This window comes from Aminobacter sp. P4_D5, assembly GCF_056401815.1.
Map to the genome: position 1 here is coordinate 1 of NZ_JBFUIP010000113.1, position 18,432 is coordinate 18,432.

Genomic DNA, 18,432 nt, shown 5'->3' on the forward strand with positions numbered 1-18,432 from the left:
GCTCTACTGCACCAGAAGCAGGGCGCCGTTTTCGACCTGGTATTTCTTCAGCCGGGACAGGAAACTCATGCCGATCAGTGTGCCGTCGAGCGCCTTGTCTTCGAGCACGACCACCGGCACRTCGTCGACGCTGATCCGGCCGATCTGCAGCCTGTCGATGCGGGCGAGTGCCGCGCGGGCTGTGCCATTGGCGGTATTGACCTTCTGGGTGAAGTCGGTGGCCGAAACCTTGACCCCGGCCAGCCGCGCCGTCGACATGTTGATTGCAACCAAGGTGGCGCCGGTGTCGACCATGGCGTCGACCGCGCGCCCATTGACCTTGAAGCTCGCGCTGAAATGGCCGCGCATATCGGCGTCGATCGTAACGCGCCGGCCCGCCGTCGATACCGTGGCTGCGCTCGCCTCGATGACCTGAAGCGACGCGGCTGGATCACTTTCCAAGCTCGTCCCCAGCAGCGCCTGCACGGCGCCACCGTGTTTTTCGTACAGCGACGGCAGCGATGCCGACGCACTGGCGCAAAGGCCGAATATGATGATCTTACGCAACATGGTGACGCCTCGAATTCAGGCGTCACCCTAGGCAGCCGATGGTGATCGCGCCTTTAACGGCGCGGCCCCATCGTCAAAGGCGGTAAATGGCTGGTGAGTGCATGACCCCGAAATCGGCATCGATTTTCGGAAAGGATCATGCACAGATTCAACGTGCTACAGCGTCCTTTGCGCGTCCAATAGGACGCGCGGCGCTGTAGTGCCTATTTGGTGCCGTACATGCGGTCGCCGGCATCGCCGAGGCCGGGGATGATGTAGCCCTTTTCGTTGAGCTCGCGGTCGATCGAGGCGGTGAACACCGGAACATCGGGATGCGCCTTGGTGAAGCGTTCGATGCCTTCGGGCGAAGCCAAAAGGCACAGGAAGCGCAAATTGGTGGCGCCGCGGCCCTTCAGCATGTCGATAGCCGCGATCGCCGAATTGGCGGTCGCCAGCATCGGGTCGACGACGATCACCAGCCGGTCGCCGAGGTCGCTCGGCGCCTTGAAGAAATATTCGACCGCCTGCAGCGTCTCGTGGTCGCGGTAGAGCCCGACATGGGCGACGCGCGCGGCCGGCACCAAATCAAGCAGGCCTTCGAGCAGGCCGTTGCCGGCGCGTAGCACTGAGGCGAACACCAGCTTCTTGCCTTCGAGCGTCGGCGCTTCCATCGTTTCGATCGGCGTTTCGATCATCTTGGTGGTCAGTTCGAGGTCGCGCGTCACCTCGTAGCCGAGCAGCAGCGAGATCTCGCGTAGCAGGCGCCGGAAGCCAGCCGTCGAGGTTTCCTTGTCGCGCATGATGGTCAGCTTGTGCTGGACAAGCGGATGGTCGACGACGGTCACGGTCATGGCTTACGCTCCTAGAACTCGGATAATTGGCGGCATTCTATCGGCTGGYCCGCCGCCAACCAATGACTTGCCGCCTTGAACCACAGTTTTGTCGGCCGAAATTCAGCGTTTTTGGCCGTCGAGCCGGGCAAGAAGGGCTGCTTTGGTCTTCTTGTCGACAAAGGCAGCCTCGATCGCCGTCTTCGTGGTCGCCGAAAGCGCCTTGTCGTCCATGCCGAAATGCTCGGCCGCGATGTCGTATTCGCGCTTCAGCGTCGTCCAGAAATAGGGCGGATCATCGGAGTTGAGCGTCACCTTGCAGCCGGCATCGCGCAGCTTGGGGAAGGGGTGGTCGCCAAAGCTGTCGAACACCTTGAGCGCGATGTTCGAGCCCGGGCAGATTTCGAGCACCACGCCTTCGTCGGCGATGCGCTTGACCAGGTCAGGGTTTTCGATGGCGCGCACGCCATGGCCTATACGCGAAGGGCGGATGTGGTCGAGTGCTGCTGCAACGCTCTCCCAGCCCATCAGCTCGCCGGCATGAATGGTGATGCCGAGGCCGGCTTCGCGCGCGATCTCGAAGGCGCGCACATAATCTTCGAATTCGCCCATGCGCTCGTCGCCGGCAACACCGAAGCCGGTCACCAGCGGATGGTTGCATTTGGCGGCGAAGCGGGCGGCAGCCTCGATCGATTCGACGCCGACATGGCGTACGCCGGTCACGATCATGCGGCCCTCGATGCCGGTCTTGGCCTTGGCCCGCGCCATGCCTTCGCCCAGCGCATTGGTGTAGGCCATGGGCGACAGGCCGGCCTTTTTGGCGTGGTCGGGCGAGGTGAACACCTCCGAATAGATCGCGCCGTCGCGCGCAAGGCTTGTCAGATAGTGTTCGGACAGCTTGGCATAGTCCTCTTCAGTGCGGAAAAGGTCGGCGGCAAAGTCATAGGCGGCAAGGAACGAGGTAAAATCGTTCCACACGAAGGAGCCGTCCCTGATGAAGGGCGAAACGTCCTTGTTGTATTTTTGGGCCTGGCGGATGACGAGTTCGGGTGCAGCCGCACCTTCTATGTGGCAGTGCAGCTCGGCTTTCAAAGGCATTCTCTGTTCCTCGTCGTGTCGGCGCGGGCGCGGCCGAAAACCGCGCCTCAAACAATAGCGCCCGCTGGTGTGATCGGCTATGGTCCCGCCGGATTTGATTGGACAAGAAAATGTCAGAACAACGGACGACAGCTGTCGGCGGCATGGAAACTTCATACGGTTTCCGAAATGTCGGCGCAGGCGACAAGCAGGGCCTCGTCAACGAGGTCTTCCACAAGGTCGCCAACCGCTACGACATGATGAACGACTTGATGTCGGGCGGGCTGCACCGGGTGTGGAAAGATGCCATGGTCGCTTGGCTCAATCCGCCGAAGCGTCCGGGTTGGAAAGTGCTTGATGTTGCCGGTGGCACCGGCGACGTTGCCTTCCGCATCATCGATGCCTCGCATGGCAACGCGCACGCCACCGTGCTCGACATCAACGGCTCGATGCTCGGCGTCGGCCGCGAGCGGGCCGAAAAGCGCGGCCTTGCCGACAAGACCGATTTTGTCGAAGCCAACGCCGAGGAACTGCCCTTCGCCGATGAGACCTTCGATGCCTATACGATCGCCTTCGGCATCCGCAACGTGCCGCGCATCGATGTCGCGCTGTCGGAAGCGTACCGCGTGTTGAAGCCGGGCGGGCGCCTGCTGGTCCTCGAGTTCTCCGAAGTCGACATGCCGCTGCTCGACAAGGTCTACGAAGCCTGGTCGTTCAACGCCATTCCGCGCATCGGCCAGGCCGTCACCGGCGACGGCGAACCCTATGCCTATCTCGTCGAATCGATCCGCAAGTTTCCCAACCAGCAGAACTTCGCCGCGATGATCACGCGCGCCGGCTTCGATCGCGTCACCTTCCGCAACTACACCGGCGGCATTGCAGCGCTTCATTCGGGCTGGAAGCTTTGAGAGACGGCGCGCGATGAGCAGTCTCGGGGCGTCTTTCCGGCTCGCGCGCGCGGGCTGGGTCTTGGTGCGTGAGGGCGTGGTCGCGGCTTTGCCGGGCGACCAGCTCACCGGCCTGCCTAAGTTCGGCTGGCGCGTCGCCAAGCTGTTCACCCGCCGTCGCGCCCGGAAAAGCGTGCGCAGCGACCGCCTGGCCAATGCGGTTGCCCGGCTTGGGCCGTCCTACGTCAAGCTCGGCCAGTTCCTGGCGACACGTCCCGACGTCGTCGGCGACGACATCGCGCTCGACCTCGCACTGCTTCAAGACAGCATGGCGACCTTCCCGATGTCGGAAGCCGTCACAGCCATCGAAGGCTCGCTTGGCCGCAAGGTTTCCGATCTCTATGTCAGTATCGGCGAGCCGGTGGCGGCGGCCTCCATCGCCCAGGTCCATCCGGCCGAGGTCGCCACGCCAAATGGCCCGCGCAAGGTCGCCGTCAAGGTCATCCGCCCTGGCGTGCGCCGCCGCTTTTTCCAGGATCTCGAAAGCTATTTCCTCGCCGCCCGGCTGCAGGAGCGCTTCGTCCCGTCGAGCCGCCGGCTGCGCCCGGTCGAGATCACCGAGACGATGGCCCAGACCACTAAGATCGAGATGGATTTCCGTCTCGAGGCGGCCGCCTATTCCGAGCTTGGCGAAAACACCAAGGACGATCCTGGGTTCCGTGTGCCGGCAGTCGACTGGGAACGCACCGGCCGCGACGTGCTCACCATGGAGTGGATCGACGGCGTCAAGCTCAACGATATCGAAGGGCTTCGCGACGGCGGCTACGATCTCAAGGCGATCGCCGCGACGCTGGTCCAGTCGTTCCTGCGCCATACGCTGCGCGACGGCTTCTTCCATGCCGACATGCACCCCGGCAACATGTTCGTCGATGCCAAGGGCGACATCGTTGCCGTCGACCTCGGCATTTCCGGCCGCCTCGGCAAGAAGGAGCAGCGTTTCCTCGCCGAGATCCTCTACGGCTTCATCACCCGCAACTACATGCGTGTCGCCGAAGTGCATTTCGAAGCCGGCTATGTGCCGCGCCATCACAATGTCGCGGCCTTCGCCCAGGCGATCCGCGCCATCGGCGAGCCGATCCACGGCCAGCCGGCGGAAACCATCTCGATGGCCAAGCTTCTGACGCTGCTGTTCGAGGTCACCGAGCTGTTCGATATGCAGACGCGGCCCGAACTGGTGCTGCTGCAAAAGACCATGGTCGTGGTCGAAGGTGTCGCCCGCACGCTCGATCCCACTTTCAACATGTGGAAGACCGCCGAGCCGGTTGTCGGTCATTGGATAGCAGGCAATCTCGGCCCACAGGGCCTGCTTATCGACGCGCGCGATGGTCTCGGCGCATTGATGTCGCTTGTCCGCCAGGCGCCCGATCTTGCCGCCCGTACCGAGCGCCTGTCGCGCCAGATCGACGCCATGGCCGAGAACGGCCTGCGTTTCGATCCCGAGACCGCCAAGGCGATCGGCAAGGCCGAGGCGCGCTACAACCGCTCCGGCCGCATCGCGCTCTGGGTCATTGCGGCCACGCTTGTGTTCCTCGCCTGGCAGATTGTCTGAACGGACCGCTATTTGACGCAAGTGCAGTCAATGACTACATTGCAGTCAATGACTGCATGGAGGCTGCCATGGCCACACTCACCATCAGGAATGTTCCCGAGGACGTCAAGCAAGCGCTGCGCGTGAAGGCAGCGCAGAATGGCAATTCGCTCGAGGAAACCCTTAGGCAGCTTTTGTCGGACGAGGTGGCTGACCAGCATGCCCCAGCCTCGCGCATCAGCGCCGAAGAGATCATGCGCCGAGCTGCCGAACTCGAAGCCGACGAGCCGACAGACAGCCGCTACAAGTACTACTCGCAGAAGGAACTGAGCGATGCGCTCAGCGGTGAGTACGACGGGCTATGATGGTCATCGACACATCGGCCATCGTGGCAATCGCGCGGCGTGAGCCTGAGGCGCTGGCATTCAGCAGAATGCTGGAAGAAACGCCGGGCAAGTTGATGTCAGTCCCGACCTATATCGAATGCGCTTTCGTTCTGGCCGGAGTTGCGCCGACGAAAGGACTTGCGTTTCTACAAGGGGTGGTTTCCGACACCTTGATAACGCTCGTTCCATTTGGCGAGCAGGAGCTTGATGCCGCCATAGCGGCGCGGGTGAAGTTCAGCAGGGGTTCCGGACACGCCGCGAAGCTGAATTTCGGCGACTGCTTCGCCTATGCCCTTGCCAAAACTCGAAACCTGCCGCTGCTTTTCAAGGGCGACGATTTCATCCATACCGACATCCAGCCGGCGCTGAAGCCGGCCTGACGAGACGGCGGACCAGGCATGATCCTCAACGGCAAGCGCATCCTGCTCATCATCGGCGGCGGCATCGCGGCCTACAAGTCGCTCGACCTGATCCGGCGCCTGCGCGAGCGCGGCGCTTCGGTCCGTGCGGTCATGACGTCGGCCGCGCAGGAGTTTGTCACCCCGCTGTCGGTCGGCGCCCTGACCGCCGACCATGTATTCTCCGATCTCTTCGACCGCCAGGACGAGCACGATATCGGCCACATCAGGCTGTCGCGCGAGGCCGATCTTCTGGTTGTGGCACCTGCTACCGCAGACCTGATGGCCAAGCTCGCCAATGGCCACGCCAACGACCTTGCCTCGACGGTTCTGCTCGCCACCGACAAGAAAGTGCTGCTGGCGCCCGCCATGAACCCCAAGATGTGGTCGCACCCGGCGACGCGCCGCAACCGCGCGACGCTTGAGAAGGACGGCATCCATTTCGTCGGCCCCAAGAGCGGCGAGATGGCCGAAAGCGGTGAGGCCGGCGAAGGCCGCATGGCGGAACCTCTGGAGATTGTCGCTGCCATCGAAGCGCTGCTCGATTCCAAACCCAAGCCGCTGTCAGGCAAGATGATTATCGTCACCTCCGGCCCGACGCATGAGCCAATCGACCCGGTGCGCTACATCGCCAACCGGTCGTCGGGCAAGCAGGGCCATGCCATCGCCGCAGCCCTGGCCAGGCTGGGCGCCGATGTCCGCCTCGTCTCCGGTCCGGTCACCATTGCCGACCCGGCGGGCGTGAAGACGGTCCATGTCGAGAGCGCGCGTGAGATGCGCGATGCGGTCGAGCAGCTTCTGCCCGCCGACGCCGCTGTCTTTGTGGCGGCCGTCGCCGATTGGCGCACCGACAATGCCGCAGGCGAGAAGATCAAGAAGGTGGCGGGCGAGGGCGCCCCGAGCCTGAAGATGGTCGAAAACCCCGATATTCTGGCTGGCGTCGGGCATCACAAGCAGCGCCCCTATCTCGTCGTCGGCTTCGCTGCCGAGACCCAGGACGTGCTCAAGAACGCCCAGGCAAAACTTGCCAGGAAGGGTGCAGATTTCATCGTCGCCAATGACGTCAGCCATGAGGGCGGTGTCATGGGCGGCGACCGCAATCGCGTCCGCATCGTCAGCAAAAGCGGTGTCGACGAGTGGCCGGACCTTTCCAAAGAAGAGGTCGCAGGCAGGCTGGCAAGCCTGATCGCCCAGCGCCTCAAGACAATCACAGTGTGAGTCGCCGCCGTTCCAAAGCCGCATCCGACACCGGTAACATAGTGTTCACCGATTGGGTGCTTGGAGGCATTGCCCGCGCGTGCGAGAGGGAGGCATCAACATTCGGAGTCTCCCACGACATGAAGCTTTTCTACATGCCCGGCGCCTGCTCGCTGGCTCCCCACATCGTTGCCAATGAAGTTGGCATCGACCTCGATCTGGTCAAGGTCGACGGCAAGACCAAGACCACCGAAGCCCAGCAGGATTTCCTCGCCACCAATCCCAATGGCTATGTACCGGCGCTGGTGCTCGGCGATGGCGAGTTGATGACCGAAGCCTCGGTCCTGGTCCAGTACCTCGCAGACCAGAAGCCGGAGAGCGGCCTGATGCCCAAGGCCGGTGACATGGCACGCTACCGCGTCCAGCAGTGGCTGGCCTTCGTTGCCACCGAGCTGCACAAGGTCTTTGGCGCCTTCTTCAAGCCCAACACGCCCGAGGCCACCAAGGAGATCAACCGCGAGCTCCTCGCCAGGCGCCTCGCCTATGTCGACGGCAAGCTCGACGGCCGTTCCTATCTGATGGGCGACGCCTTCACCGCGGCCGACGCCTATCTCTGGACGGTTCTCGGCTGGGCCAAGCATGTCGGCATCGACCTGTCGTCCTTCGACAACATCCAGCGCTATCTCGGCACCGTAGCCGCCCGTCCAGCCGTGCAGAAGGCCCTGCGCGCCGAAGGCCTTGCCTAAACCCGGCTTGAACAGCCGCCGCTACTGAACCGGCAGCTACCAATTTGACGACATGACGGCTCTCAGGCACCCGCCTGAGGGCCGTTTTCTTTATGCAATTCCTATTTCTTTGCCAGCCCCGCTCTCTCGAACCTTAATGCGGTTCGGCGCCATATTCCCTCCTGAAATCCAGAGCCCGGCCAACGTCGTCAGCATGCCTGACGCCGTCGTTTGGCGCGTGGCCATGGTCCTTGCGCCCTCGGTGCACGGTCTCAACGGAACAGGAGCCTTCGAAGATGGACATCTTCGTTCTCGCCATAGGCGTCGTCTTCTTCGCCTTGTGTTTTGCCTACGTCAAAGCCTGCGACATCCTCTGAAGGAACGCCAACATGTTGCTCGAATACATCCTCGGCGGCGCAGTGACCGTGTTCCTGCTTGCCTACCTGACCTACGCGCTCATCCGCCCCGAACGGTTCTGACCGTCCAGCGCTCGCACGGAAAGTTTCTCAAATGACCATTAATGGCTGGATACAGATCCTGGTATTCTGCGGGATCATCATTCTGCTCGTGAAGCCGCTCGGCGGCTACATGACGCGCGTTTTCAGTGGCGAGCGCACACTTCTCTCGCCCGTCCTCGGCCCCATCGAGCGCGTGCTCTACCGGCTGGCCGGCACCAGCGAGCGCGAGGACCAGCACTGGACCGGCTATGCCGCGGCCATGCTGTCGTTCAATATCGCCGGCTTCCTGTTGCTTTACATGCTGCAGCGGTTCCAGGGCTCGCTGCCCTTCAACCCCGCCGCCATGGGTGCGGTGCCGCCCGAGCTCTCCTTCAACACCGCCGTCAGCTTTGTCACCAACACCAACTGGCAGAACTATGGCGGCGAAAGCACCATGTCCTATCTCGTGCAGATGGCCGGCCTGACGGTGCAGAACTTCGTTTCCGCCGCCACCGGCATCGCCGTCGGCATGGCGCTGATCCGCGGCTTTGCCCGCGCTTCGGGCAAGTCGATCGGCAATTTCTGGGTCGATCTGACCCGTTCCACGCTCTACGTGCTGCTGCCGCTGTGCATCGTGCTCACGCTTGCCTATGTCTGGCTTGGCGTGCCGCAGACCATAGGCTCCTATGTCGCGGCCACCACAGTCGAAGGCGCCCAGCAGACCATCGCTGTCGGTCCGGTTGCCTCGCAGCTGGCGATCAAGATGCTCGGCACCAATGGCGGCGGCTTCTTCAATGCCAACTCCGCGCATCCGTTCGAAAACCCTGACGCCATCTCCAACTTCCTCCAGATGGTCTCGATCTTCGCCATCGGTTCTGCCTTCACCAACGTCTTCGGCCGCATGGTCGGCAACCAGCGCCAGGGCTGGGCGATCTTCGCCACCATGGGCATCCTGTTTGTCGCCGGCGTCGCAATCACCTACTGGGCGGAAGCCGCCGGCAATCCGCTGGTCCATGCGCTCGGCATCGATGGCGGTAACATGGAAGGCAAKGAAGCGCGCTTCGGCATCGTATTGTCGGCACTTTTCGCTGTCGTCACCACCGCTGCCTCCTGTGGCGCGGTCAATGCCATGCACGGCTCCTTCACCGCGCTGGGCGGGCTCATCCCGCTCATCAACATGGAGCTTGGCGAAGTCATCGTCGGTGGCGTTGGCGCTGGTTTCTACGGCATCTTGATGTTCGTCATCATTGCCATCTTCGTTGCTGGCCTGATGGTTGGCCGCACGCCAGAATATCTCGGCAAGAAGATCGAGGCCAAGGAGGTCAAGATGGCCATGCTCGCCATATTGTGCCTGCCGCTCTCCATGCTCGGTTTCACTGCGATCGCCGTGCTGATACCGAGTGCTGTCGCGTCGGTCGGAACGCCTGGCCCGCACGGCTTCTCCGAGATCCTCTATGCCTACACCTCGGCGACGGCCAACAACGGCTCGGCCTTCGGCGGCCTGACGGGCAACACGCCCTGGTACAACATCACCATCGGCATCGCCATGTTGATGGGTCGCTTCCTGGTCATCATTCCGGCACTCGCCATCGCCGGTTCGCTGGTGACGAAGAAGACGGTTCCAGCCTCCGTGGGCACCTTCCCGACCGACTCTCCGCTGTTCGTCGGCCTGCTTGCCGGTGTCGTGGTCATCGTCGGTGGCCTGACCTTCTTCCCGGCACTCGCCGTCGGACCGATCGTCGAGCACCTCGCCATGATCGTTGGCCAGACCTTCTGATGCAGCGCCGCAAAACAAAAGAACTGGAGTCTCTCACATGAGCACCCACAAATCTGCGAGCCTGCTCGACGCTCGTATCCTCCTCCCCGCCATAGGCGATGCGTTCAAGAAGCTCGACCCGCGCAGCCTGGCCAAGAACCCTGTCATGTTCGTCGTTGCCGTCGTCTCGGCACTGACCACCGTGCTATTCGTCAAGGATCTGGTCACTGGTGCGGGCGGCCTTGGCTTCTCGTTCCAGATCATCCTGTGGCTGTGGTTCACCGTGCTGTTTGCCAACTTCGCCGAGGCCGTGGCCGAAGGCCGTGGCAAGGCCCAGGCCGACTCGCTGCGCAAGGCGCGTACCGAAACCCAGGCCAAGCTGCTCGAAGGCGAAAGCCGCACCGCCTACAAGATGGTGCCCGGCAATGGCCTCAAGGTCGGCCAGGTCGTGCTCGTCGAGGCCGGCGACATCATCCCATCCGATGGCGAAGTCATCGAAGGTGTCGCTTCGGTCAACGAGGCCGCCATAACTGGCGAGTCGGCTCCGGTCATCCGTGAGTCCGGTGGCGACCGCTCGGCTGTGACAGGCGGTACCCAGGTGCTGTCCGACTGGATCCGCGTGCGCATTACCGCTGCCGCCGGCTCGACGTTCCTCGACCGCATGATTTCGCTGGTCGAGGGTGCCGAGCGCCAGAAGACGCCGAACGAAATCGCGCTCAACATCCTGCTTGCCGGCATGACGCTGATCTTCGTGCTTGCCGTGGCCACCATCCCGAGCTTCGCCACCTATGCCGGCGGCTACATCCCCGTCATCATGCTGGTCGCCCTGTTCGTCACGCTGATCCCGACCACCATCGGCGCGCTGCTTTCGGCCATCGGCATCGCCGGCATGGACCGTCTCGTGCGCTTCAATGTGCTTGCCATGTCGGGCCGCGCTGTCGAGGCCGCCGGCGACGTCGACACGCTTTTGCTCGACAAGACCGGCACCATCACGCTCGGCAACCGCCAGGCCACCGAGTTCCGTCCGGTCAAAGGCGTCACCGAGCAGGAACTCGCCGACGCCGCCCAGCTCGCCTCGCTCGCCGACGAAACCCCCGAAGGCCGTTCGATTGTCGTGCTCGCCAAGGAGCGTTATGGCATCCGTGCCCGCGACATGGGCTCGCTGCACGCCCATTTCGTGCCCTTCACCGCCCAGAGCCGGATGAGCGGCGTCGATTTCGACGGCTCCTCCATCCGCAAGGGCGCTGTGGATTCGGTGCTCGACTACGTCAGATCCTGCGCCACTTCGGCTTCGGGCAGGCGTGTCGATACCGAAGCCGTGCGTGGCATCCAGGCGATATCAGACGAGATCGCCAAGCTCGGCGGCACTCCGCTTGCGGTTGTTCGCGATGCTCGCCTGCTCGGCGTCATCTACCTCAAGGACATCGTCAAGGGCGGCATCAAGGAGCGCTTCACCGAGCTGCGCCGCATGGGCATCCGCACCGTCATGATCACGGGCGACAACCCGATGACCGCAGCCGCCATCGCCGCCGAAGCCGGCGTCGACGATTTCCTCGCCCAGGCCACGCCGGAGAACAAGCTCAGCCTGATCCGCGAGGAACAGGCCAAGGGCAAGCTGGTCGCCATGTGCGGCGACGGCACCAACGATGCCCCGGCACTCGCCCAGGCGGACGTCGGCGTCGCCATGAACACCGGCACGGTGGCTGCGCGTGAGGCCGGCAACATGGTCGACCTCGACAGCGATCCGACCAAGCTCATCGAGRTCGTTGAGATCGGCAAGCAGYTGCTSATSACGCGKGGCGCGCTCACSACSTTYTCGATCGCCAATGACATCGCCAAGTATTTCGCCATCATCCCGGCGATGTTCCTGGCCTTCTATCCGCAGCTTGGCGCGCTCAACATCATGGGTCTTGAGACCCCGCAGAGCGCCATCCTGTCGGCGATCATCTTCAACGCGCTGATCATCGTCGCCCTCATCCCGCTGTCGCTGAAAGGCGTCAAGTACCGGCCGATCGGTGCTGGCTCGCTGCTTCGCCGCAACCTGCTCGTCTACGGGCTCGGCGGCATCATCGTGCCCTTCGTCGGCATCAAGGCCATCGACATGGCGATCAACGCCATCGGCCTCGTGTAAAGGACCTTCACCATGTTGAAGCAACTCAGACCTGCACTTGTCATGATCATGGCACTCACCGTCATCACCGGCCTCATCTATCCCCTGGGCATGACCGGCATCGCGCAAGCGCTGTTTCCGCACCAGGCCAATGGCAGCCTGATCGTCAAGGATGGCAAGGTCATCGGCTCCGAATTGATCGGCCAGGCCTTTACCGGCGAGCGCTACTTTCATGGCCGCCCCTCGGCCGCCGGCGATGGCTACAATGCCGCCGGCTCCAGCGGCTCCAATCTCGGCCCGACCAGCGCCAAGCTGATCGAACGCATCAAGACCGAGGCCGACACGCTCAAGCAGACCGATCCAGGCGCGCCGGTGCCGATGGAGCTGGTCACCGCCTCGGGCAGCGGCCTTGATCCGCACCTGTCGCCCGAGGCCGCCTACTTCCAGGTGGCGCGCGTGGCCAAGGCGCGCGGTGCCAGCGAAGCCGTCATCCGCAGCCTCGTCGACCAGTATGTCGAGGCTCGCGAACTCGGCGTCATGGGCGAACCGGTGGTCAATGTGCTCAGGCTGAATTTGGCACTCGACGCAGCGATTGCACCCTGACAAGGTCGCGCCGGAGTTCTAGCTCTGCAAGAGCTCCGGCGCCCCAGACTGTGCCCAAGACTGTAAAGAATAGATGCCAGACGATATCAGGGACAAGGAAGGCAGGCCTTCGCCGGACGCGCTGCTTGAGACAGCAGCGCGCGAAGGGCGCGGCCGGCTGAAGATCTTCCTCGGTGCTGCTCCCGGTGTCGGCAAGACCTACGAGATGCTGATGTCGGGCCGTGCCCGGCTCGCCGACCACACAGATGTCGTCATCGGCGTGGTCGAGACGCACGGCCGCCGTGAAACCCAGGCGTTGGTCGAAGGTTTCGAGGTCATCCCGCGCAAGGCGGTCGACTACAAGGGCCGCAAGCTTGAGGAGATGGATCTCGACGCCATCATCGCGCGCAGGCCGGCACTCGCTCTTGTTGACGAGCTCGCCCACACCAACGCACCCGGCAGCCGTCATCCCAAGCGTTATCTCGATGTCCAGGAGCTTTTGACCCAGGGTATCGATGTCTACACCACGCTCAACATCCAGCATGTCGAGAGCCTCAACGACATCGTCGCCCAGATCACCCGCGTCACTGTGCGTGAGACCGTGCCCGACTCGATCATCGACCGCGCCGACGATGTCGAGATCATCGACCTCACGCCCGACGACCTCATCAAGCGCCTGCGTGAAGGCAAGGTCTATGTGCCGACCACGGCGCGCCAGGCGATCGAGAACTACTTTTCGCCCGGCAATTTGACCGCGCTGCGTGAGCTTGCACTGCGCCGCACCGCCCAGCGCGTCGATGAGCAGCTGCTCACCCACATGCAGGCCCATGCCATCGAGGGGCCTTGGGCCGCCGGCGATCGCCTGCTTGTCGCTGTCGACGAGGATCCGCGCAGCGTCTCGCTGGTTCGTTACGCCCGCCGCCAGGCAGATCGCTTGCGCGCGCCTTGGGCGGCGATCCATGTCGAGACCTCGCGTTCGGCCAATCTGCCAGATGCCGACAAGGACAGGCTCGCCGCCACCATGCGCCTGGCCGAGCAGCTCGGCGGCGAGGCGGTCACCATTCCCGGCCAGTCGGTCGCCGAAGACATTGTCCGCCATGCCAGCACGCATAATTTCACCCACATCGTCGTCGGCAAGGCGAGCAAGCCGCGCTGGCGCGAATATTTCGAAGGCTCGGTCACCCACGATCTGATCCGCCAGGCCGGCAACATCAGCGTCCATGTTACCTCGGGTAGCGAGCAGGATGCGGCCCTTGCTGCGCAGGGTGTGAAGACGGCTCCCCAGCGCCGGCGTTTCGACCCGTGGCCTTATCTGACGACAGCGCTCCATGTCGTTGGCGCGCTCTTTGTGGGCATTGCGTTGCAGCAGTTCCTCGACGTACGCAACATCGCCCTGGTCTTCTTGATGGCGGTGCTGAGCTCGGCGGTGACGTTTGGCCTGTGGCCGGCATTGTTCGCTTCCTTGCTCAGTGCCGTCGCCTATAATTTCTTCTTCCTGCCGCCGCTCTACACGCTCGACATTTCCGACCCCGAAAGCGTTGTCGCGCTGCTGTTTTTCCTCATCGTCGCGGTCATCGCCTCCAATCTGACTGGACGTGTCCAGCGTCAGGCCGCCGCCGCGCGCGAGCGTGCGCGCATGACCGAGGACCTCTATCTTTTCTCGAAAAAGCTCGCCGGTACCGGCACGCTCGACGACGTCTTGTGGGCAACCGCCTTCCAGATCGCCTCGATGCTCAAGGTCCGTGTCGTGCTTCTTTTGCCCGAGGATGGCACCATCGCCGTCAAGGCCGGCTATCCGCCCGACGACACCCTTGTCGATGCCGACATCGCCGCCGCCAAATGGGCCTGGGAGCACAACCGTGCTGCTGGTCGTGGCGCCGACACGCTGCCGGGTGCCAAGCGCCTTTATCTGCCACTGCGCACCGGGCGCATGGCGGTCGGTGTCGTTGGTCTCGACAATGACCGCCAGGGCCCGCTTCTGACGCCCGAACAGCAACGCTTGTTCGATGCCCTCGCCGACCAGGCGGCGGTGGCCATTGAGCGTATTCAGCTTGTCGCCGACGTCGACCGCGCCCGCCTTGCCGTCGAAGCCGACCGGCTGCGCTCGGCACTGCTGACCTCGATCTCGCACGACCTCAAGACCCCGCTCGCCAGCATCATGGGCGCCGCAGGCGCCCTGCGCGAGTTCGGCACCTCCTTGCCGGAAGAGGGCAGGGCGGAGCTGGTCTCGACGGTGCTCGATGAATCCGAACGCCTCAACCGCTTCATCGCCAACCTGCTCGACATGACCAAGATCGAGTCCGGCGCGATGGAGCCAAACTACGCGCTGCATTACCCCGGCGACATCGTCGGCAGTGCTTTGCGCCGTGCCGCCAAGATCACCGCCCAGCACAAGACCGAAGTCGACATGCCGGCCGACCTGCCGATGCTGAAGCTTGATCCGGTGCTGTTCGAACAGGTGCTGTTCAACCTGCTCGACAATGCCGCGAAATATGCCCCCGAGGGGTCGACAATCCGCATCCGCGGCTGGGCGGATGGTGCATCAGTCGCGATCCAGATCATGGATGAGGGCCCAGGTATTCCGCAGGCCGATCTGGAGAGGGTCTTCGATACGTTCTATCGCGTCCGCAAGGGCGACCATGTCCGCGCCGGTACCGGGCTTGGCCTGTCGATCTGCCGTGGTTTCGTCGAAGCGATGGGCGGCACCATTGTCGCTTCGAACCGGGCCGACCGCTCGGGCGCGGTCTTTACCATCGCCATGCCGGTGCCGGCCGAGCGACCAAATCTTGGCGGGCCAAACCTCGACGGACCAAACTTGGACGGACCAAACTTGGACGGAATTGCATGACCAACGCTTCGGTGAAGATCCTGATCGTCGATGACGAGCCGCCGATCCGCAAGCTGTTGCGCGTCGGTCTCGGCACCCAGGGCTACGCCATCAGCGAGGCGCCGAATGGCAAGACGGCGATGGCGCTGGTCAAGGAAGAAAAGCCCGACCTGATCCTGCTCGACCTCGGCCTGCCCGATATCGCCGGCCACGACCTGTTGGCCACCTGGCGCAACGAGGGCCTGCAGGTGCCGGTGCTCATCCTGTCGAGCCGTACCGACGAGGCCGGTATCGTCAAGGCGCTGGAACTTGGCGCCGACGATTATGTTTCAAAGCCCTTCGGCATGAACGAGCTTGCCGCGCGCATTCGCACCGCCCTTCGCCACCGGCTGCAGCAGCAGGGCGAAAAACCGGTGTTCCAGACCGGCGAGCTGTCGGTCGACCTGGTCAAGCGCATAGTCAGGGTGGGTGGTCAGGAAGTGAAGCTGTCGCCCAAGGAATATGACATCCTGCGCGTGCTGGTTCAGCACGCCGGCAAAGTTTTGACCCATCGTTTCCTGCTCGAGCATGTCTGGGGCGGGTCGGCAGACGTTCAATATCTCAGGGTCTATGTCCGCCAGTTGCGCCAGAAGATCGAACAGACACCCGACGAGCCGCAATACATCACCACCGAAACCGGCGTCGGCTACAGGCTGCGCGAGGCGGATCTGCTTTAGCCGAAGGACGCACTCCTTTGGAGCGCGCCCAACGTTTTTTGCCTACACGTCCAGGTTGGCCACGCTGAGCGCGTTTTCCTGGATGAAGTCGCGGCGCGGCTCGACCTCGTCGCCCATCAGGCGCGAGAACAGTGCGTCGGCATCGGTGGCGTCGTTCACCTTGACCTGCAGCAGCGTGCGCACGTTCGGATCGAGCGTCGTTTCCCACAGCTGCTCGGCGTTCATCTCGCCCAGACCCTTGTAGCGCTGCATGGTCAGGCCCTTGCGGCCCGATGCGAAGACCGCGGCCAGTAGCGCGATCGGTCCGGCGATGGTCTCTGAAACATCCTTGCGGCGCAGCACCGGTGGCTGGGAATAGAGTTCGTTGAGGCGGCCGGCATAACGGTCGAGCGCGCGCGCATCGGCCGAATTGATGAGCGCCATGTCGAGATGGACGCTCTCCTTGACGCTGCGCAGCGTGCGCTCGAAGACATAGCCGCCCGTGCCGTCATTGTCGGTCGAGATGTGGCCGGTCCAGCCGCGCTCGATATCTTCCGAAATCAGGTCGAGGCGCTGGGCAATCGTTTCGGCCATCGCCTTGGCGCGGTCGAGATCGGTGAAGACGTCGGGGTTGAGCGCACCGGCGATCGTCGCCTGCTCGACCACCGAGCGCGAATAGCGCGTGTGCAGGCCTTCGATCAGCGTGCGCACGCCGAGCGCGTCGGTCACTGCCGCGCGCAGGTCCTGGCCGGTCCGCACTTCGCCCGACGACAGCGTCAGCGAGGCTTCATCGAGGCCGACATCGACCAGATATTCCTCAAAGGCGCCTTCATCCTTGAGGTACTGCGAGCTCTTGCCGCGCGCCACCTTGTAGAGCGGCGGCTGGGCGATATAGAGGTGCCCGCGCTCGATCAGAACCGGCATCTGGCGGAAGAAGAACGTCAACAGCAGCGTACGAATGTGGGCGCCGTCGACGTCGGCGTCGGTCATGATGATGATCTTGTGGTAGCGCAACTTGTCGGCGTTGAACTCGTCCTTGCCGATCGAGGTGCCGAGCGCGGTGATCAGCGTGCCGATCATCTCGGAGCCCAGCATTCGATCGAAGCGCGCGCGCTCGACGTTGAGGATCTTGCCGCGCAGCGGCAGGATCGCCTGGTTCTGGCGCGAGCGCCCGCTCTTGGCGGAACCGCCTGCCGAGTCACCCTCGACGATGAAGATTTCGGACTTGGCCGGGTCGCGTTCCTGGCAGTCGGCGAGCTTGCCGGGCAGCGAGGTGATGTCGAGCACGCCCTTGCGACGGGTCAGTTCGCGCGCCTTGCGCGCCGCTTCGCGCGCGGCAGCGGCTTCCACCACCTTGGCGATCAACGTCTTGGCTTCCGCCGGATGTTCCTCAAGCCAGGTACCGAGCGCCTCGTTGACCAGGCTTTCGACGACAGGGCGGACTTCCGAGGAAACCAGCTTGTCCTTGGTCTGCGACGAGAACTTCGGATCGGGAACCTTGACCGAAAGCACCGCCGTGAGGCCTTCGCGGCTGTCGTCGCCGGTGATCGAGACCTTTTCCTTCTTGGCGATGCCGGAGGTTTCGGCATAGCCGGTCACCTGGCGCGTCAGCGCACCGCGGAAGCCGGCGAGGTGGGTGCCGCCGTCGCGCTGCGGGATGTTGTTGGTGAAGGCCAGCACGTTTTCGTGGTAGCTGTCGTTCCACCACATCGCCACTTCGACGACGATGCCGTCGCGCTCTGCCCGGATCGCGATTGGCGCCGATATGAGTGGTTTTTTCGCCCGATCGAGATAGCGGACGAATTCGATCAGGCCGCCGTCATAGAGCAGTTCCTGGACCTTGATGTCGGCATGGCGCTTGTCGGACAAAACGATGCGCACGCCCGAATTGAGGAAGGCGAGTTCGCGCAGCCGGTGCTCCAGCGTGCCATAATCGAACTCGACCATGGTGAAGGTTTCGGGCGAGGGCATGAAGGTGACTTCAGTGCCGGTCTCGCTGCCCGCATCGCCGGTTTCGCGCAGCGGCGCGTCGGCTACGCCATGGGTGAAGCTCATCTCATAGATCTTGCCCTTGCGGCGGATCTTGAGTTTGAGGAAGACCGAGAGCGCGTTGACCACGGATACGCCAACGCCGTGCAGGCCGCCGGAGACCTTGTAGGAATTCTGGTCGAACTTACCGCCGGCATGCAGCTGCGTCATGATGACCTCAGCCGCCGACACGCCCTCTTCGTGCATATCGGTCGGAATGCCGCGGCCGTTGTCGGTCACCGTCACCGAACCATCGGGATTGAGCGACACGGTGACAAGCGTGGCGTGGCCGGCCAGCGCCTCGTCGATGGCGTTGTCGACCACCTCGTAGACCATATGGTGCAGGCCCGAACCGTCGTCGGTGTCGCCGATATACATGCC

General features: G+C 63.3%; 16 protein-coding genes. 12 read left to right on the forward strand and 4 right to left on the reverse strand.

Features of this window, described 5'->3' with window-relative positions:
• Positions 1-3: 3 nt before the first annotated feature.
• The 3 genes from AC1DWF_RS21290 to AC1DWF_RS21300 all read right to left on the reverse strand — a co-directional run bounded on the left by AC1DWF_RS21290 (position 4) and on the right by AC1DWF_RS21300 (position 2,456).
• Positions 4-549 (reverse strand): TIGR02281 family clan AA aspartic protease, encoded by a 546-nt coding sequence (locus tag AC1DWF_RS21290; RefSeq protein ID WP_476783010.1) that lies wholly within the window; start codon positions 547-549, stop codon positions 4-6.
• Between the two features lie 203 nt (positions 550-752).
• Entirely contained in the window at positions 753-1,379 is a 627-nt protein-coding gene (gene upp, locus AC1DWF_RS21295) for a uracil phosphoribosyltransferase (RefSeq protein WP_476783011.1), read from the reverse strand.
• 102 nt (positions 1,380-1,481) lie between these two features.
• Positions 1,482-2,456, reverse strand: a complete 975-nt coding sequence (locus tag AC1DWF_RS21300) for an adenosine deaminase (RefSeq protein ID WP_476783012.1) — start codon at positions 2,454-2,456, stop codon at positions 1,482-1,484.
• Between the two features lie 110 nt (positions 2,457-2,566).
• Here AC1DWF_RS21300 and ubiE point away from each other — a divergent pair, with 110 nt between their 5' ends.
• From ubiE to AC1DWF_RS21360, 12 genes are all read left to right on the forward strand, one after another.
• A complete protein-coding gene (gene ubiE, locus AC1DWF_RS21305; RefSeq protein WP_476783013.1) occupies positions 2,567-3,343 on the forward strand; it encodes a bifunctional demethylmenaquinone methyltransferase/2-methoxy-6-polyprenyl-1,4-benzoquinol methylase UbiE in 777 nt (258 codons plus the stop codon).
• 13 nt (positions 3,344-3,356) lie between these two features.
• The gene (gene ubiB, locus AC1DWF_RS21310; protein WP_476783014.1) at positions 3,357-4,931 is read left to right on the forward strand and encodes a 2-polyprenylphenol 6-hydroxylase; all 1,575 of its coding nucleotides are present in this window, start codon (positions 3,357-3,359) and stop codon (positions 4,929-4,931) included.
• 68 nt (positions 4,932-4,999) lie between these two features.
• Positions 5,000-5,275 carry a FitA-like ribbon-helix-helix domain-containing protein gene (locus AC1DWF_RS21315; RefSeq protein ID WP_476783015.1) on the forward strand — a complete coding sequence of 92 codons (276 nt, stop codon included), beginning with the start codon at positions 5,000-5,002 and terminating at the stop codon, positions 5,273-5,275.
• Complete coding sequence (locus AC1DWF_RS21320; protein WP_476783021.1) at positions 5,275-5,676, forward strand: type II toxin-antitoxin system VapC family toxin; 402 nt, start codon at positions 5,275-5,277, stop codon at positions 5,674-5,676. The genes AC1DWF_RS21315 and AC1DWF_RS21320 overlap by 1 nt, the downstream gene beginning before the upstream one ends.
• Positions 5,677-5,694: 18 nt before the next feature.
• A complete protein-coding gene (coaBC, locus tag AC1DWF_RS21325; protein WP_476783016.1) occupies positions 5,695-6,912 on the forward strand; it encodes a bifunctional phosphopantothenoylcysteine decarboxylase/phosphopantothenate--cysteine ligase CoaBC in 1,218 nt (405 codons plus the stop codon).
• A 119-nt stretch (positions 6,913-7,031) separates the two neighbouring features.
• Complete coding sequence (gene gstA, locus AC1DWF_RS21330; protein WP_476783017.1) at positions 7,032-7,637, forward strand: glutathione transferase GstA; 606 nt, start codon at positions 7,032-7,034, stop codon at positions 7,635-7,637.
• Positions 7,638-8,005: 368 nt separating this feature from the next.
• A complete protein-coding gene (gene kdpF, locus AC1DWF_RS21335; protein WP_067954606.1) occupies positions 8,006-8,095 on the forward strand; it encodes a K(+)-transporting ATPase subunit F in 90 nt (29 codons plus the stop codon).
• Between the two features lie 31 nt (positions 8,096-8,126).
• Positions 8,127-9,830, forward strand: coding sequence for a potassium-transporting ATPase subunit KdpA (gene kdpA, locus AC1DWF_RS21340; protein ID WP_476842031.1), 1,704 nt, complete (start codon positions 8,127-8,129; stop codon positions 9,828-9,830).
• Positions 9,831-9,867: 37 nt separating this feature from the next.
• Positions 9,868-11,940, forward strand: coding sequence for a potassium-transporting ATPase subunit KdpB (gene kdpB, locus AC1DWF_RS21345; RefSeq protein WP_476842032.1), 2,073 nt, complete (start codon positions 9,868-9,870; stop codon positions 11,938-11,940).
• A 12-nt stretch (positions 11,941-11,952) separates the two neighbouring features.
• Positions 11,953-12,522: a potassium-transporting ATPase subunit KdpC gene (gene kdpC, locus AC1DWF_RS21350; protein WP_476789088.1), complete on the forward strand. Its 570-nt coding sequence runs from the start codon at positions 11,953-11,955 to the stop codon at positions 12,520-12,522.
• Positions 12,523-12,595: 73 nt separating this feature from the next.
• Positions 12,596-15,349: a DUF4118 domain-containing protein gene (locus AC1DWF_RS21355; RefSeq protein WP_476789089.1), complete on the forward strand. Its 2,754-nt coding sequence runs from the start codon at positions 12,596-12,598 to the stop codon at positions 15,347-15,349.
• Complete coding sequence (locus tag AC1DWF_RS21360; protein WP_476784299.1) at positions 15,346-16,044, forward strand: response regulator transcription factor; 699 nt, start codon at positions 15,346-15,348, stop codon at positions 16,042-16,044. The genes AC1DWF_RS21355 and AC1DWF_RS21360 overlap by 4 nt, the downstream gene beginning before the upstream one ends.
• A gap of 42 nt (positions 16,045-16,086) precedes the next feature.
• Here AC1DWF_RS21360 and gyrB read toward each other — a convergent pair.
• A partial coding sequence (gyrB, locus tag AC1DWF_RS21365; protein WP_476842033.1) for a DNA topoisomerase (ATP-hydrolyzing) subunit B occupies positions 16,087-18,432 on the reverse strand: 2,346 nt, incomplete at its 5' end.

Bases quoted from the DNA above. Each gene is read 5' to 3' on its own strand.
- upp (WP_476783011.1), bottom strand. From the start codon at position 1,379: ATGACCGTGACCGTCGTCGACCATCCGCTTGTCCAGCACAAGCTGACC.
- AC1DWF_RS21300 (WP_476783012.1), bottom strand. From the start codon at position 2,456: ATGCCTTTGAAAGCCGAGCTGCACTGCCACATAGAAGGTGCGGCTGCA.
- ubiE (WP_476783013.1), top strand. From the start codon at position 2,567: ATGTCAGAACAACGGACGACAGCTGTCGGCGGCATGGAAACTTCATAC.
- ubiB (WP_476783014.1), top strand. From the start codon at position 3,357: ATGAGCAGTCTCGGGGCGTCTTTCCGGCTCGCGCGCGCGGGCTGGGTC.
- AC1DWF_RS21315 (WP_476783015.1), top strand. From the start codon at position 5,000: ATGGCCACACTCACCATCAGGAATGTTCCCGAGGACGTCAAGCAAGCG.
- AC1DWF_RS21320 (WP_476783021.1), top strand. From the start codon at position 5,275: ATGGTCATCGACACATCGGCCATCGTGGCAATCGCGCGGCGTGAGCCT.
- coaBC (WP_476783016.1), top strand. From the start codon at position 5,695: ATGATCCTCAACGGCAAGCGCATCCTGCTCATCATCGGCGGCGGCATC.
- gstA (WP_476783017.1), top strand. From the start codon at position 7,032: ATGAAGCTTTTCTACATGCCCGGCGCCTGCTCGCTGGCTCCCCACATC.
- kdpF (WP_067954606.1), top strand. From the start codon at position 8,006: ATGTTGCTCGAATACATCCTCGGCGGCGCAGTGACCGTGTTCCTGCTT.
- kdpC (WP_476789088.1), top strand. From the start codon at position 11,953: ATGTTGAAGCAACTCAGACCTGCACTTGTCATGATCATGGCACTCACC.
- AC1DWF_RS21355 (WP_476789089.1), top strand. From the start codon at position 12,596: ATGCCAGACGATATCAGGGACAAGGAAGGCAGGCCTTCGCCGGACGCG.
- AC1DWF_RS21360 (WP_476784299.1), top strand. From the start codon at position 15,346: ATGACCAACGCTTCGGTGAAGATCCTGATCGTCGATGACGAGCCGCCG.